Raw genomic sequence first — 16588 nt, forward strand, 5'->3', positions numbered from 1 at the left:
TTTTTAGCAGAAACAAAATACAGAAAAACCCCGAAAATTGCCAGTATTGACACTTTCCCGGGGTTATTTTATTGGTAATATATTGATTATTAAATATTTACAAGATTAAAGGGAAGCCGAATTTCAAAAAGAGTTTTCAAATAAAGTATTCCAGTCTTAAAAACTAAGAATTCGCTTTATTCATTTGCTTATCAAGCATCGCTTGATACTTGGCTGCTTCAGGCAATTTTGCATTTTTTACGCCTTCAATGATGATTTGCATCTCATATAAATTCGTTTGTACTTCTCTGCTATCGCTACCTCTTCTATCGTTTAGATAATAATCTAAAGCTTTATTGTTTCTGTTCATAATAGTTTCAGCCATTTCTAAACCTGTTTTCTTATCGCCAGCAGCCAAGTAAAGTGCTACGAAGTTGGCAGAAAGTTGATCGTAAGGAATGGTTTTATCAGGCATTACTTTCAAGCAATAATCTAATGCAGCTTTCGCTTTAGCAAATTTGCCTTCACGAACTAATTGATCTGCTAAACGCAAGAAAGCTAAACGAGCCGTTACTACTGGAACTTCTAAATAAAAATCTGAATGATAATATGTTTTCGGATTATCCAAATCACGCCAGAACATTTTCGTAGTCAGGTTATTATACATTAATTCGCTGTTTACAAAACCATCTTTTGCTTCTGGCACTTTGAAAGGCATCAATCTGTAAGCATAACCTTCTAATTGCATGTATTCTTTCAAGTTCAAATAACTTGCAGAAGGTAAAGTGGTAGCAAAGTAAATTGGACGTTTCCAGCCTGTTGCTGCATTCTGAGCAATCAAATCTAATTGTATCAATTCTGGTTTCATGATACCATTTTTACCAGTTGACCAAGCCATTTGATTTGTCATGAATGGTTCTAAGTCTTTTGGTACAAATCCTGCTTTTTTAACCGCTTCAACATCAATTGGTAAGAATAGATTTTCAGTTGGTAAAGTATTAATCATTGAGCCATCCGTTAAAGGTACTTTGATAGCCTGATTATCATCTTTTACCAATTTCAAGTATTCTAATAAATTGATGCCCGTTTTAACATTTGGGTTTTCGTAATACATGATTTGCTCATTCAAACCTTCCAAGAAACGGTCTTTTGGTAAAGAAATTGGAAGTGCTTGCGAATCATAAGTTTTACGCTTCATTTGGTCGATATACCAATCTGTTCCCAATAAAGAAAGGTTACAAACACGCACGTCTGTACGGTAGCCTTCTACTTCTTGTACATACCACAATGGGAAAGTATCATTATCGCCACCTGTAAATAAAATAGCATTTGGTGCACATGAATTCAACATGTTTTTAGCAAAATCTATTTGGTGGTAACGGTGATTACGGTCATGGTCATCCCAGTTTTGTTGAATCAAAATTACTGGAACTACTGCTGTTACTAAAGTTGCTACAGTACCTGAAACCATCGGGTTCTTCAAGAATTTACCTAACCATTCTGCTAATTGAATTACACCTAGACCAATCCAAATAGCAAAGAAATAAAACGAACCTACATAAATATAATCACGTTCACGAGGTTCTACTGGTGGTGAATTTAGGAACACAACCAATGCCAAACCTGTCAATAAGAACATTAAGGTTGTTACTAAGAAGTCGTTTTCGTTTTTACGAACCAATAATACAAAACCACATAAGCCTAAAATCATTGGCAACCAGAAGTAATTATTTCTTGCTTTATTATGTGCCAATAATTCCGGAAGCTCGCCTTTTCTGGTATAGTCAATTACGCCAGCATCTTGAACGTCACTTTCACGACCCACAAAATTCCAAAGTAAATATCTCATATACATGTGTCCCATTTGATGGGTAAACATGAATTTAAGGTTATCGCCAAAACTAGGTTTTTCGCCAGCAGCTAATCCTAACATTTCTTCATATAATTGAATGTGCTGAGGAGAACTGCTATATACACGTGGCAATAACATTTGTCCGTCTTTAGAGTATATCAGTTTTTGTTTGTAGTCATAAACTTCATACTTGCCATCCTTCATTTTGTAAACTGGCGCACCTTTTTCAACACTTTCAACTGTACCCGTATAAATTGGACCGTACAATAAAGAACGCTCTCCGTATTGTTCACGCTTCAAATACTTCACATAATTCAAGATATTACTTGGGTCGTTTTCGTTGATAGGAGTATTAAAAGTAGAACGAACAAAAGCCAAGTTGTAAGAAAGGTATCCAATTAATACAAAAACCAATGAAAGTAAGGAAATATTCAGGTTTACTTTTTCTTTTTTGATAGAATATAAAATTCCCCAAACAATTGCAGCGACTAAAGCAACTATAAAGAAAATTGCACCAAAGCCATAAGGTAATCCGAATCCATTGGTAAACAATAATTCGAATTTGAATGCCATTGAAGGAATCCCCGGAATGATTGCCGAGTTAATTACTCCTAGAATAAATAAACCCGCCAATAAAGCAATGATTCCACCTTTGAAAGTAGGTTTTGGGTATTTTTTGAAGTAATATAATAATGCCAAAGCAGGTACAGTAACCAAATTCAATAAGTGAACACCGATTGAAAGACCAACGATATAAGCAATTAAAATCAACCAACGATTGGCAGTAGCTTCATCTTCAATAACTTCCCATTTGAATGCCGCCCAAACTACCAAAGCAGTAAAGAATGATGACATAGCATAAACTTCCGCTTCAACAGCCGAGAACCAGAAAGTATCAGAGAAAGCATAAGCCAAAGAACCAATTACACCAGCACCTAATAAAGTAATGGCTTCGCCTTTTGAAAGCTCTTCAAATTTTTTGTTGTAAACTTTACGGCCAATCAACACAATTGTCCAGTGCATAAACAATATCGTTAAAGCACTTGAAAGTACCGACATCATGTTTATCCAGTAAGCTACTTGAGTGGTGTCTGAACCAGCTAACAACGAGAACATTCTACCCAATAATAAAAATAGAGGTGCTCCTGGAGGGTGTGGAACTTGAAGCTTAAATGCACAAGCGATAAACTCACCACAATCCCAGAAGGAAGCAGTACGTTCAACCGTTGCGGTGAAGACAAATAGTGAGATAGCAAATACAATCCAGCCTATGAGATTGTTGATTTTTTTAAAATTGTTCATTGAGGGGTACGTTATCAGTTATCGGTTGTTTGTTGATAATGGTCGTTTTTTAGCCAAAAACGCTTATCAACGTAAGCAAAAGACAAATTTGAATTCAAAAATACTAAATAAGATTGGCTTGAAGAGGGTAGGGCTGTTAAAATGTGTTAATTCGGCTAAGAAGTAGTTAATTTTTATGCACTTGTGTAAAATAAAAAGACCTGAATGAACAGGTCTTTTGTCGATTTAATAGCCATTTATGTTATAATCCTTCAAACTGACGCAAGAATCTTACATCATTTTCAGTAAATAATCGTAAATCTTTGATTTGATATTTCAACATCGTAATTCTTTCGATTCCCATTCCGAAGGCAAAGCCTGTGTATTCTTGCGAATCAATGCCACATTGCTCTAACACATTAGGATCAACCATTCCTGAACCAGCAATTTCTACCCAACCCGAATACTTACAAACATTACAGCCTTTACCTTTACAGATTAAACAAGTAATGTCGATTTCAGCAGAAGGTTCGGTAAATGGAAAATATGAAGGACGATAACGTACTTTAGTATCTTGTCCGAACATCTCTTTGGCAAAGTAATAAAGCGTATCTTTCAAATCTTTGAAACCTACATTTTTATCAACATACAAGCCTTCTACTTGGTGGAATAAACAGTGAGCTCTCGCAGAAATGGCTTCGTTACGATATACACGACCTGGCATAATTGAACGCAAAGGCGGTTTTTGGTTTTGCATCAAACGAATTTGTACGTTAGAAGTATGCGTTCTTAACAACATATCGTCGGCTACATTTCCACCTTTTTTCTCGATAAAGAAGGTATCTTGCATTTCACGAGCGGGGTGATTTTCAGCAAAATTCAATGCCGTGAAATTATAAAAATCAGATTCTATTTCAGGACCATCCGAAACATTGAAACCCATTTTAGCAAAGATTTCGATGATTCTAGCACGCACTAAAGTCAACGGATGAATACTTCCATTTTCGAAAGGAACGTTTGGAAGTGTTAAATCAAATTCAATCGCTACTGATTTTTCAGTACTTGCTTCCATCAAAGCTTGAAACTCATTAAATTTTACTTGAGCCGCTTCTTTTAATGAATTCAGGGATTGTCCAACAGCACGGCGTTCTTCTTGTGCAACATTTTTCAGTTCATCAAAAAGGTCGCCAATTACGCCCTTACGTCCTACATAAGCAATACGGAAAGCCTCTAATTGTTCCTTGTTGGAAATAGTAAAATCAGCAATCTGCTGATGAATGTCGTTAATCTTATCTTGCATTGATTCAGTAATGAATTCAGTGAGCCAAAGTATTAGGTTTACGATGGCATCTTGAAGAATTTTGAATGATTGTTTCTTGAAGATGTACAAAATTACACTATTCACCATAAAGGGGCAAAAAAAAAGGCAAATTTAGAGAATAGGGTTTGGGATTGAGTTCAAACCTAATCCAATCGAGAATGAAATTATTGAAAAGAATCAAAAGGATTCAAATGTTTATAGCTTGAAAATGAAGCCCTCATACCAGATCTTCCAGAGTTTCGTACTATTTTTCTTAATCTTTTCTTTTTACTATAATCCTGTCATCCCTTCGGGATTGGAAAATTGAGAACACGTATTTCTACTCTATTATGTTAAGTGTCAAAGATATATTTTTGTAGAAAAAACGAAGATGAAACTATTTCCCAACGAAAAAATTGTACTTGAATCAGACAATAAAAGTATAATCCTTACAACACATAGAATATTCCAGCAATCTGATGGTCTAGGCTCTCAAGAAACAACAAGTATTATGTTGGAGCATATTAGTTCATGTCAAACTTATGTACAGTTTAATTGGATTTTGATAGGTATTGCTATTTGTGTAGGGATGTTTTCACTGGGAAGCGGAAGTATAGAATTGGGCATTTTTCTTTGTGGAGTATTACTTGCGACATTCTACTTAACAAAAAAGAGTATGATTCTTATTAAATCACCAACAGCTACAATTAAGATTGATACTGGTAATATGAATACTGAAGCAATTTCAAAATTTGTTGATAAAGTAGAACAAACAAAATATGAAAGAGTAACTAATATAAATACTAAATCAAATTAGAAAGAATAGCCTTTTTAGGATGTATCAAGGTTCTATCACTACAATAAAATAACATATTTTAAAACAAAAAAGGTTAATAAACAATTTTAGGTATCTAAACAATGTTCCTTCAATAAACACAGAAAAAGACAGGCTATTAACCTGTCTTTTTCTGTTAAAACCATCTATTTATAAACCCTAATATAATCTACTTCAAACGTTGAGGTAACAAAATTTGGATCAATCGCTCCGCCAAATGTTCCACCCATTGCAAAGTTGATAATAAAAAAGAAATCCTTATTGAATGGCAAAGCTCCTGTGTTATTGAAAGTATAATAAAGTTTATTATCAACATACATTTTGATAGTACTTGCCGACCAATCTACTGAATAGATATGAAATTCTGTAGAAGCATTTGTAATAGTTGTGTTCCCACTATCGCCGTTTCCTCCAGAATGATTAGGATGATGCATCGTTCCATAGATTTTATTAGGTTCGTTGCCTTTATATTCCATAATATCTATTTCACCACAAGCAGGCCAACCAACAGTTTGTATATTACTTCCTAACATCCATAAAGCAGGCCAAGTACCTCCTCCAGTAGGCAATTTGGCACGAATATCAACTCTACCATAAGTAAATGAGAATTTATTCATGGTTTGAATTCTTGCAGAAGTATAGGCAAAACCACTGTAATTTTCTTTTTGAGCAGTAATTTTCAGTAGCCCATCTTTCACTTGGATATTTTCAGTACGGTTGGTATAAAATTGTTTTTCAGCATTTCCCCAACCATTATCACCGTTTCCTAAATCATAACCCCAAACAGCAGGATTAGGCGCTCCGTCTTTATCAAATTCTTCTGCCCAAAACAATTTCTTTTCTGTTACTGGTTCTTCGGCTTGTTTTACTTTCAATTTGGTAAACCAAGCATTTCCATCTGCACCAATTGTTCTTAAAGTCATGCTGTTGGCAGAAAGAGCTAATATTTCATACGTATTACTTCCTGTGGCAAAATTTACAATACCATTTCCAGGTACAGTAAATTGTACTCTAGTAGAATTAGCGGCTGTAGATGCCGAAGTAGCACCCGAGAAAATTAAATTTTTAGCACCAGCAGTAGTTACATCATAACAACCATCTCCACCAGCCAAACCATAATATGAAGTAGCCGCACCAATTAATGAAGATTGCCCTTTGTTATCGACAGTCATTGCTACGTTGTTGTTAGCATCTTTTGTAAAAGTAATTTCATCATCATACAAACAAGCAGGACGAGTATTGGGGTCTGCTGCATACCAAATAGGCGAAAAAGCATCTGCTGGGCCAACACCTACGTGCCCCGCCGCATCTTTGTCATTCACCCAAACTTTTGAAGCATTGTTTGTCAAAGCCGTAAGAATATCCGCAGGTACTTCAAAAGCGACAAATACTTTTACTTTTTTACTCAAGGTAGAAGCCGCACCACCCGTTCCAACAGCACTTACTGTAATGGTATAATCTTTAGTACCCGGAAGACTGTACTTATAAGTAATCTTTCCAGAAGGAACCATTTGCGTAGTTCCATCACCGAAATCAACTTTATAAGTCAAAGCTTTGTCGGCAAGGGTTGAAATAACCACATTTCCAGAACCATTTCCGTTTGGATTGTTGGCATCTACTCCTTGTACTTCGGCGGTTACAGTAAGGTTAGATGGCGCAACAATATCTCCAAAAGCATATTCTGCTTGTTTACAAGCACTAAAACTCATTGCCGATGCACACAAAATGAGTACAAATGATTTTATATTATTAGTTATCATGATTACCTGAATGTTAGATTAATAAAGAATGATGTCATCAAATAAATAAGTGAAGTTCGCAGAGCCATCTCCTTTGGTACCATTATCAAAAATCAAGACTACTTTTTGATAACTTTTGCTTACATCAATTCCACTGAAATCAAAAGTTAGTTCTTCCCAAGCATTAGCTTTTGTTGTGCTTAATTCTTTTTCAAAACTTACGCCACCATCCGTTAGATTTTCTACTTTCAATAAAACTTTAGTTCCTACTTTCGGTACATATACTTTCATTTTAAAAGTTTTACCGACAGAGAAATCTATTGGTTTTTCTAAAGTAATAAAAGCACCACCCCAAGCTTGACCGCCATTTTTAATCATCTGTGCCACTTTTGCACTCGTATTAATCCCATTTGAATGTGGGTTTGCAATAACTGTTGCATTTCCTCCGTCAAAATTCAAAAAGTCGTATTTCAAAGAAGTAGATTCAAAAGTCAATGGAATAGTAAGCGTATTATTGGTTTCGGTAACTGTAGCGATTTTTACATCATCCCAATAAAAAGCTTTACCATTACCAGCCGTTCCAAAATCAAAGAATAGAGAAGCTTTGTGATAAGTATTCGATAAATTAAGCGCAGGAGTACCAGCTACTTGTTTAGTAAAATCAAATGTTAATTCTTCCCAAGCTTTAGCAGATTTAGTCAATACTTCTGTTTCAACAGAGATAGAAGCATTATTACGGTCTTCAATTTTTAATCTGATTGGAATTCCCGCTGCTGGAGAATATACTCTCACACTCATTTTAGGATTAGAAGCCGTCAATTTAATGGCAGAAGCAAAACCCGTTGGTGTTCCGATAGTAGTTCCAGACCAAGTTTCAGCACCAGTAGGTTTTGTAGTGATTTTCACTTTGTTACTTGCATTCGTTGGGTCAACGCCATCGATCGTACTATTATTACCGAAATCAGTGACTGTATAATTGGTATTAACTTCATCAAAAGTGACAGGTAAATTAATTGGTGCAATCACAACAGGATTCATCAATTTTATGTCATCAAACAAGAAAGTAAAATTCGCTGAACCATCTCCACGAGTACCATTATCAAAAATCAATACGACATTTTGATATGAATTAGCTGTATTAATAGCGCTGAAATCAAAGATTAATTCTTCCCAAACATTTGCTTTGGTTGTAGTAACTTCTTTCTCAAAACTTTGTGAACCATTTGAAGCATTTTCTACTTTCAATAAAACCTTTGCACCAACTCTTGGAGAAAACACTTTCATCGAGAAGTATTTATTCACAGAAAAGTCCATTGACCCACCCAAAGTAATTAAACTTCCACCATAAGTTTGTCCCGGATTTTTCACCATTTTAGCCACTTTAGCAGAAGTATTAATACCACTTACTTGCGGATTGGCAATTACAGAAACATCTCCACCTTCAAAATTGCTGAATTTATAGGTTTGTCCAGCCGTTTCAAAGTCAAGTGGTAAAACCACAGGACTGACGATGTTTATGGTCTTTTTTACTTCGGCTGTTGCTTTTCCACCACTCAAAGCCACTACTTTCATCTCATAATTTCCTACCGCTGTATAAGTATGGCTGATAGTTTCACCTTCTAAAAAAGAAACTGGCACTTCATTGGCAACATCTCCGAAATACACTTTAAATAAAGTTTCATAAGTAGCTTTTGCCGAAACGTTTACTTTAAAAGGATTTGCGGGGTCGATAGTGGCATTCATTTCTACATTTTCTGGGGCTTTAAAAGAGACAGTAAGTTCTTGTGTACTTTCAGTCACTTTTCCTGTAACACCTTTTCCGACCAATTTAACTGTGTAAACACCTTCCGCATATTTGTGTTGTACACTTTTTCCAGCATCTACTGTGGCAGGAGTAGCAGTACCATCACCAAAATTTACCGAGAAAGTAGCAACGCCTTCACCATTTGGCGTGATAGTGACTAAACCCGTATTGTCTTGGGTAATGTCAAAAAGAGCCGACATTTTTGCTGGCGAAGAGGCAGTTTCAAGAAAAGAAATATCATCAAAAAACTTTTCATTACATGCCGACATGATAGCAATAAACGCTAACATGGATAAAAATTTATGTATATTTTTCATCGAAATTCATTTAGAAAATATGAGTCTGAATTAATAACCAGCATTTTGTACCAAGCCAGAAACTTCAATTTCAGCTTGAGGAATTGGAAATACTTCGTTCTTTCCAACGACAAAGTTTTTGATTTTCGTAGCCGCTTGTCCAGTACGAACCAAGTCGAAGAAGCGGTCGCCTTCCATACCTAATTCTAATCTACGTTCAGCCCAGATAGCTTCTTTCAAGGTATTTCCAGTAGCCGAGATGTTATGTGCATTATCGCCAAAAGCTCTTTGACGTACTCTGTTTAAGTACAATTGTGCATTGGCATCATCTGGAGAAGCTTTACGATTCAAAGCCTCAGCATACATCAAATAGACATCCGAAAGGCGGATAATACGTTGATTATTCAAATAATTCAATTCGATTTGTCCGCTAGATTCTCCTTTTCTTGGCAAGTATTTCTGATTGTACAAACCGGTATTTTTATAAGGAGCTACTTGATAAGTAATACCAAAACCAGGATTAGCATTTTTGTAAGCCTCAATGTCCAGACAAGTAACGTCTTTCCTTTTATCTCCTGCTTGATAAGCATTTGCTAAGTCTTGTGTAGGCAAATTAGTACTCCAACCTGCTGCATAAGGACTATTACCAGTAAGTCCACGAATACCACATTGCTGAACCGCTAAATTTCCTTGTCCACGAGTAACACCACCCCAATTGTAATAAGGAGAAAGATTCGAATATTGAATTTCAAAAACAGCTTCAGCACCATTTTCACCAGATTGCAAGAAGATGTCACCAAAATTTGATACTAAAGAATACGGTCCATCAATCACACTTTTGAGTGTACTTGCAGCCAAATCAAATTTATTCTGATACAAGTAAACTTTTCCTAAAAGTGCTTGTGCCGCAAATTTGGTAATTTTACCATTTTTAGGGTCAGTACTTGGTAAAACAGCAATTGCATTGGTTAAGTCTTTTTCAATTTGTGCATAAACATCTGCTTTAGGTGCTTGTTTCAATGTTCTTGAATCAGCAATTCCTAATTTTCTATCCATAAACAAAGGCACATTTCCGAATACTTTTACCAAAGTGAAGTAATAGTAGGCTCTTAAAAAAGCTACTTCACCGTACATAACTTCTTTTTCAGGAAAAGCGATTACTTCGCCTGCGGGGTTTTTATCTTTGTATTGATACAGATAATTCGCACGATTAATACCTTCGTAAGAAGCCTTCCATAGTTCGGCTAAAGTTCCGTTTTGTGCAGTAAGTGTGAGGTCATCAATATTCTGTAAATCCAGCACGTCAGAAGCATTTTCCCCACCAGCTACAGCATTCTCAGAAGCAATATCTCCCACTGGCACTAACTGATTCAACCATTGTATTGGTGTATAAACACTTACAGCCATGCTTTGGTAATCAGCAGAAGATTTCAAATAATCTTGGTCGGTTACTCTATAATCGTCTTTTGGACTATAGTCAACCCATTCACTACAGCTAGAAATAGCCATTGTAATGAATAGAAAACAGAGCGTATTTTTTATATTTTTCATTGTTAGTTTTTCTTAAAATGTAATTGCTTTCGGACATCGGATTTCGATTGTCGGATTTGGAATTTAACCTTTTATTTACGCTTAGATTATCAGCTTTAATTACTGAAAATCGTAATAAGAAGCCAAAAAACTGATGTCCGAAATCCGAAAGCTGAAATCCCAAATTTAAAATCTCACATCAACACCAATAGACCAAGTTCTGGCTTGTGGATAATTACCACGGTCAACACCAGTATCTAAAACTCCACCCGGAATTTCTGGATCGTAACCAGAGTACTTCGTAAAAGTGAAAGCATTTTTTACTTGTGCATAAATGCGGATTTTATTCACTACTTTCTTAGGTACTAAAGAGTATGGTAATGTATAACCAAGCTGAATATTTTTGATTTTCACGAAAGTTCCATCTTCAATGTAACGGTCAGAAACTCTGATATTACTGTTAGCATCTACAAAAGAGAAACGTGGATTATTGGCATCGTTAGTTGAACCTTCACCTGTCCATCTTCCTAAAACAGACCTGAATTTGTTAGAATAAATCGCATTTCTTTCATAAGCTCTATAAATATCGTTACCTACAGACGCATAAGTAAAGACGTTTAAATCAAGGCTTTTATAAGTAATTCCTAAATTCCAACCCATTGTAAAGTCAGGGAAAGGATTACCGATTTGTGTTTTATCTAAATCAGTAATTTGTCCGTCACCATTCACATCTACGAAACGAATATCACCTGGAACAGCTCCTGTTTGTGTAGGAGCTTCAGCGATTTGTGCAGTATTTTGGAACAAACCGTTGGTTTTGAATCCGTAGAAATATCCCGGAGCAAAACCTTGTTGGAAACGAGTAGCCGTTTGTGATTGTCCATTGAAGTATGAACCACCCGGAATAATAGCAGTACCGTCTGAGTTAGTAGCAGTTACTAAGTTTTTAGAAGTTGTAAAAGTAACGTTAGTATTCAGTTTTAAATCTTTCAATATTTCAGCATTGTATCCAAGATTCAAGTCAACACCACTACTTTTGGTTGAACCAATATTCGCAGTTGGTGCAGCAGCAGCACCCAAGTACAATGAAATAGAAGGCGTAAATAGTAAACCATCAACAGACTTATCAAAATAATCTGCCGAAAGCGACCATTTATTATTGCCAAAACGTATATCAAAACCAAAGTTGCTTTGTAATTGTTTCTCCCAACGCAAAGTAGTATTCGCATAAGAACCCACCGTAGAACCAGTGGTAAAAGTATTGCCAAAAGTATAACCATTACTGTTGGCATCGCCTGCATAACTTGGGCCACCAGAAATAATACCTACATATTGTGGATTAACGTTTTCGTTACCGATTGAACCGTAACTTCCTCTGATTTTCAAGTAATTCAAGAAATCAACACTGAAAAAATCTTCGTTTGAAATCACCCAACCCAAAGAACCTGCATAGAAATTGGCAAATTTATTATCAATACCGAAAGCATAAGAACCATCACGACGAGCAGAGAACGATACTAAGTATTTGTCCTTGTAATCATAGTTTACTCTACCAAAATACGAAAGGTTTTTTCTGAAATATTGTCCGTTACCTACCGTTTGAGCGTTGGTATTAGTAGCAGTATTGATACCCGTTGCAGAAGTAAGGTCTGCGAAAGTCCATGAATTAAAAGGAACGTCTTGTCTTGAACCATTGATTTCATCACCTGCTATTTTAGCCAGTGAAATACCTAATACTGTTTCAAAATTATGGTCATTGTTAATTTTGAAATTATAAGTACCAAAAGTTTCAAAAGTATAAGTATTGTCTGTTCGTTTAGATTCGTAAACGCTGTTATGTCTGCCTGTAACGGTCGAACCATCGGCATTCATGGTATTTTCAACATTCAAAGGGCCGTAAAAAACAAGCGGCGTAAACGATTTATAAGTATTATTAAAATTGGTATAACCAAAACGAGAAGAAAGCGTCAGATTTTTGATTACTTCATATTGAAACTCCAGTTTTCCATATAATTTATTTCCGTTACTTTCATTGTAGTTGTTATCCAGTTTAGTCAAAGGATTAAAAATTTCTGAAAGCAATAAATTACTAAAACCATATTTTCCTACCGTATTCGGTACAGTGTTTAATACTGATACAGTTGGGTCGAAATTTAAGGCACTTCCGATAATTGAATTAAAAGAGTTTTCTTGTACTCCTACACTTTTTATGTTTACATAACTTGTGTTTGCCAAGAATTTCAACTTCGGTGCAATCTGAAAAGTAAGGTTTGTTGTAAAATTCAAACGGTTAAAATTTGAATTTTCACCACCACCTACAATACCATCTTGTCCTAAATATCCCCCAGAAAGAAAGTACTGAACTTTTTCGCTTCCACCTTTTACCGAAACATTATGTGATTGCAAAGGAGCATCTTTAAAAACTTGTTTTTGCCAATCGGTTCCAACGCCTACTGTCGATAAATCTTTAAAAATTAATCCTCCGCCAGAAACTAAACTTCCTTCATTTAAAATAGCAGCATATTCAGTTGCATTCAACACGCCAATTGTATTCATTACTTGCTGAACGCCGTAATTGCTACTGTAAGAAATTTCTGCTTTCTGATTCTTTCCACCACTTTTTGTGGTTACTACAATCACACCATTTCCACCTTTTACCCCGTAAATCGCTGTCGTTGCGGCATCTTTCAATACGTTCATTGATTCAATATCAGCCGAATTGATTGAATTAAAGTCGTTCAACGTTTGCGGTACGCCATCAATAATAACAACAGGGTCTGTTCCAGAAAAAGAAGGAATACCTCTAATCAACACTGTTGGTTTTGAACCTGGCGAACCGTTTGAAATAACAGTAACACCAGAAGCTCTACCTTGAAGGGCATCTTCTGGACGAACAGGACGAAGCTTTTCAATATCAGCTCCTTTTACGGTAGCAATTGCCCCCGAAACATTGGTTACTTTTTGCGTACCGTAACCTACTACTACCACTTCATTTAGATTTTTGGTATCAGGCACTAAACTGATATTGATTGTAAAGCGATTACCTACAGTAATTTCCTGTGGGTCATAACCAACCGAAGTAATAACGAGTACTGCTTTTTCGTTAGGAACAACCAATGAGAAATTTCCATTGGCATCGGTTGTAGTTCCTTGTGTTGTTCCTTTAATGGCAATACTTACGCCAGCGATGGTTTCATTATTTTCTGCATCCGTAATTTTCCCTTTGATGGTTTGTTCTACGATATTGCTTTCTAAAATGCCCAATTTATCTTCTACATCCATTTTCAAAGCAGTTTTAGGACTCAATCTTTTCAGTAAGATTTTCCTTCCAACTACTTCATAATTGATTTTCAAAGGCTTTAGCAATTCTTCTAAAACCGTTGAAAGTTTCTCTTTCTTTACTACAAGACTTACCTTTCTGTTAGCCATAATCAACTGAGGGCTATACATAAACTTGATATTTGCCTCGGTTTCTATCTTTTCAAGAATTTTCTCAACTTCTTGCTGACTAACGTTGATACTTACTTTTTGGTCAAGTATTTCCTGAGCATTTGTTGTCCTTGCATTTGCAAACGAAATGCACAGAAAGGTAATAATGGTTTGGAATAAACTGATTCGCATGATCTTAATCGGAATCTTGTTAAATTGTCGATTTTTTGACATAATTTTGAATTGTTAGTTTTGAACGACTGACACAAAAGAATCCCTGCATCAAATGAATAGTTGATGTTGAAAAGCTTGAGCACTTTTTAGGGATATTTAAGTCGGTGATGTTGGTAGCATCATCGGCTTTTTTTTACACGAAATTTGATAGATTGATTATTTCACGTTGATTTGAGATTTTATTAATTGTTTGATGATTGTTTATGTTTTGAAATTGTTTAATAGATTCAACTAAAATTTTAAAGAGCTACTTTACTGTTTTTAAGTAAAAAGAAGTTATCAGTTAATAGTATTCTGTTATCTGTAAATTCTCAAAATCAAGTATTTACTTATCAAATATGCTTATAAAGGAATGTCTATTTAATCTTTCTTTTTACTTATCTTAAAAAAACTTATAATTCATAATTATCATTTACATCCTTTTCCCTCAATCACAATTTTACCGTCTTTCATTTCATATTTGGCTTCTAATACTTCACAAATAAGTTTGATTTTTTCAGCTAGCGGTTCATCGCCCAATTCGGCAGTTAGTTCACAAGAAGCCATCAAAGTTTTGTCGTACTCAATCTCGATTCCGTAGGCATTTTCTAAAATATCAAACACTTCTAATACTGATTTGTTCTTGAAAACAAAACTCTGGCTTTGTATAATAGGCAATGCTACAATTTGCGGAGCTGTCAATTCAGCTCGTTTGAATTGCCATTTAGGACGAATAAAAGTGGCTTGCTGATTTGGTAAAACCAATAAACCCGTTAATACTTTACTTACTTGTTGTTCTTTGAGTGCAACATTTTTCTGAGAGAAAACCGAAACTTTTCCCGTTTTTACAAATACTTGTACTTGTTTTTCATCTTCAAAAGCTTTGATGGTAAAACTTGTTCCTAATACTTTTGCCACTACTTCGTTGGCATAAACAAAAAATGGTTGATTAGGATTTTTAGCAATCTCAAAAAAAGCTTCTCCAGAAAGTACTACTTCACGAGTATCACCCGTGAATTTTTCTGGATAACTTAGTTTACTGTCTGCTTGCAAAACCACTGAACTTCCGTCTGATAAAGTAATTAATTGGCTTGTTGATGAAGTGTTTTTTATTTCGATGAATTTCGTTTTCTGTGCGACTTTGGCTACAGAATTACTGTAAGTTGGTGTTTCTTTTTCGGATAATTTATCAAAAACAACATAGGAAAGTAAAGTCACTAACAACACAGAAGCCGCTAAGCTTAACTTGCGGAAAGTAGCATGTTGCCAGAAATTTACCTTTTTGATATTTCTTTGTTCGGCTATATCTACAATTTTAGCAATTGCCTCTGCGATTTCTTCTTCCCCAATTTCCTCTTGAACATTTCTAAGAGCAAAAATAATTGCTTTCGCTTGTTGGGTAGTTTCATATTTTTCAGGATGTTGAGCAAGCCAATTTTCCCAGAAAATACTTTCTGATGGCGTGTTTTTCAAAACCCATTTTCTGAAACTCGCATCCAAAGCGAATTCATTAGCTGTATATTGGCTGTAATCTAACATAGAATAATTTGTATTATTTTGCTCTATACTTGAAATAGCCGATACCTAATACTCCATACTCAGTTGAAATGAAATATTTTTTTATTTTTTTTGAAAAAGAAAAATGAAGAGACAAAAAGCCGAAGAAATTAGGCTTTCAAATAAAGTACATAAAACAATTGTGCAGCAAGAAACCAATTACTTTTAAGATTCAAAATAGCACGGTGCAACAAATTAGAAACCGATTGGCGGTTCATATCCATAATTTCGGCAATTTCTTCGATGCTCAAACCTTCGTAGAATTTCAAGAAAATTACTTCTTGTTGTCGTTTGGGCAATGAAGTAAGAAGTGCTTTCAGTTTTGATTCATTTTCATAAAACATTTCTAATTCAATCAATTCCGACTCTGGACTGATGCCTTCGGTAAAAGGTAAATCAATATCTAAATCATCAGAAGCGTTTCTTTTTTCTTGATTGAGTTTTTTGAAAAGATTATTTCTAAGAGATTTTAACAAATAAATCGTAACGAAAGGAGAAGATTGTAGTTTTTCTCGATGATCCCACAAAAACAAAAATAAATCTTGAATACAATCTTTAATCAGCTCACGGTCTTTGGTAAACTTGGTGGCATAGTTAAAAAGAACCTTGTAATGGTGGTTTGCAAGATGCCCAAGTGCTTTACTATCACCTTCTTGGAAGGATTTCCACAGTGCTATGTAATCGTTTTTAGGCTCCATTTGATGAAAATAATGATGCAAAATACTGCAAAACATTCAATAAATACTAGAAACTCTTGATTTCGTTATGAGTAT

General features: G+C 35.2%; 9 protein-coding genes. 1 reads left to right on the forward strand and 8 read right to left on the reverse strand.

Features of this window, described 5'->3' with window-relative positions; translation table 11 throughout:
* Positions 1-163: 163 nt before the first annotated feature.
* Together VB776_RS21250 and pheS are read right to left on the reverse strand one after the other, a co-directional pair.
* Positions 164-3133 (reverse strand): glycosyltransferase family 117 protein, encoded by a 2970-nt coding sequence (locus tag VB776_RS21250; RefSeq protein ID WP_323698883.1) that lies wholly within the window; start codon positions 3131-3133, stop codon positions 164-166.
* A 241-nt stretch (positions 3134-3374) separates the two neighbouring features.
* Positions 3375-4412 (reverse strand): phenylalanine--tRNA ligase subunit alpha, encoded by a 1038-nt coding sequence (pheS, locus tag VB776_RS21255; protein WP_323260335.1) that lies wholly within the window; start codon positions 4410-4412, stop codon positions 3375-3377.
* A 391-nt stretch (positions 4413-4803) separates the two neighbouring features.
* Between pheS and VB776_RS21260 the strand changes: the two genes are divergently transcribed.
* Positions 4804-5229 (forward strand): hypothetical protein, encoded by a 426-nt coding sequence (locus tag VB776_RS21260; RefSeq protein WP_323698884.1) that lies wholly within the window; start codon positions 4804-4806, stop codon positions 5227-5229.
* A gap of 164 nt (positions 5230-5393) precedes the next feature.
* Here the strand turns inward: VB776_RS21260 and VB776_RS21265 are convergent, their stop codons facing one another.
* From VB776_RS21265 to VB776_RS21290, 6 genes are all read right to left on the reverse strand, one after another.
* Positions 5394-7007 (reverse strand): family 16 glycosylhydrolase, encoded by a 1614-nt coding sequence (locus VB776_RS21265; protein ID WP_323698885.1) that lies wholly within the window; start codon positions 7005-7007, stop codon positions 5394-5396.
* 18 nt (positions 7008-7025) lie between these two features.
* Positions 7026-9107 (reverse strand): hypothetical protein, encoded by a 2082-nt coding sequence (locus VB776_RS21270; RefSeq protein ID WP_323698886.1) that lies wholly within the window; start codon positions 9105-9107, stop codon positions 7026-7028.
* 30 nt (positions 9108-9137) lie between these two features.
* Entirely contained in the window at positions 9138-10637 is a 1500-nt protein-coding gene (locus tag VB776_RS21275) for a RagB/SusD family nutrient uptake outer membrane protein (RefSeq protein WP_323698887.1), read from the reverse strand.
* A gap of 165 nt (positions 10638-10802) precedes the next feature.
* Entirely contained in the window at positions 10803-14237 is a 3435-nt protein-coding gene (locus tag VB776_RS21280) for a TonB-dependent receptor (RefSeq protein WP_323698888.1), read from the reverse strand.
* A gap of 450 nt (positions 14238-14687) precedes the next feature.
* On the reverse strand, positions 14688-15797 hold the full coding sequence (locus tag VB776_RS21285) for a FecR family protein (protein ID WP_323698889.1): 1110 nt from the start codon (positions 15795-15797) through the stop codon (positions 14688-14690).
* 128 nt (positions 15798-15925) lie between these two features.
* A complete protein-coding gene (locus tag VB776_RS21290) occupies positions 15926-16513 on the reverse strand; it encodes an RNA polymerase sigma factor (protein WP_323698890.1) in 588 nt (195 codons plus the stop codon).
* Between the last annotated feature and the right edge of the window lie 75 nt (positions 16514-16588).

The organism is Arcicella gelida (assembly GCF_034931025.1).
GTDB classification, from domain to species: Bacteria; Bacteroidota; Bacteroidia; order Cytophagales; family Spirosomataceae; genus Arcicella; species Arcicella gelida.

Excerpts from the sequence above, each read along its gene's own strand:
- VB776_RS21265 (WP_323698885.1), bottom strand. The coding sequence starts at position 7,007 with ATGATAACTAATAATATAAAATCATTTGTACTCATTTTGTGTGCATCG.
- VB776_RS21250 (WP_323698883.1), bottom strand. The coding sequence starts at position 3,133 with ATGAACAATTTTAAAAAAATCAACAATCTCATAGGCTGGATTGTATTT.
- VB776_RS21270 (WP_323698886.1), bottom strand. The coding sequence starts at position 9,107 with ATGAAAAATATACATAAATTTTTATCCATGTTAGCGTTTATTGCTATC.
- VB776_RS21285 (WP_323698889.1), bottom strand. The coding sequence starts at position 15,797 with ATGTTAGATTACAGCCAATATACAGCTAATGAATTCGCTTTGGATGCG.
- pheS (WP_323260335.1), bottom strand. The coding sequence starts at position 4,412 with ATGCAAGATAAGATTAACGACATTCATCAGCAGATTGCTGATTTTACT.
- VB776_RS21275 (WP_323698887.1), bottom strand. The coding sequence starts at position 10,637 with ATGAAAAATATAAAAAATACGCTCTGTTTTCTATTCATTACAATGGCT.
- VB776_RS21260 (WP_323698884.1), top strand. The coding sequence starts at position 4,804 with ATGAAACTATTTCCCAACGAAAAAATTGTACTTGAATCAGACAATAAA.
- VB776_RS21290 (WP_323698890.1), bottom strand. The coding sequence starts at position 16,513 with ATGGAGCCTAAAAACGATTACATAGCACTGTGGAAATCCTTCCAAGAA.
- VB776_RS21280 (WP_323698888.1), bottom strand. The coding sequence starts at position 14,237 with ATGCGAATCAGTTTATTCCAAACCATTATTACCTTTCTGTGCATTTCG.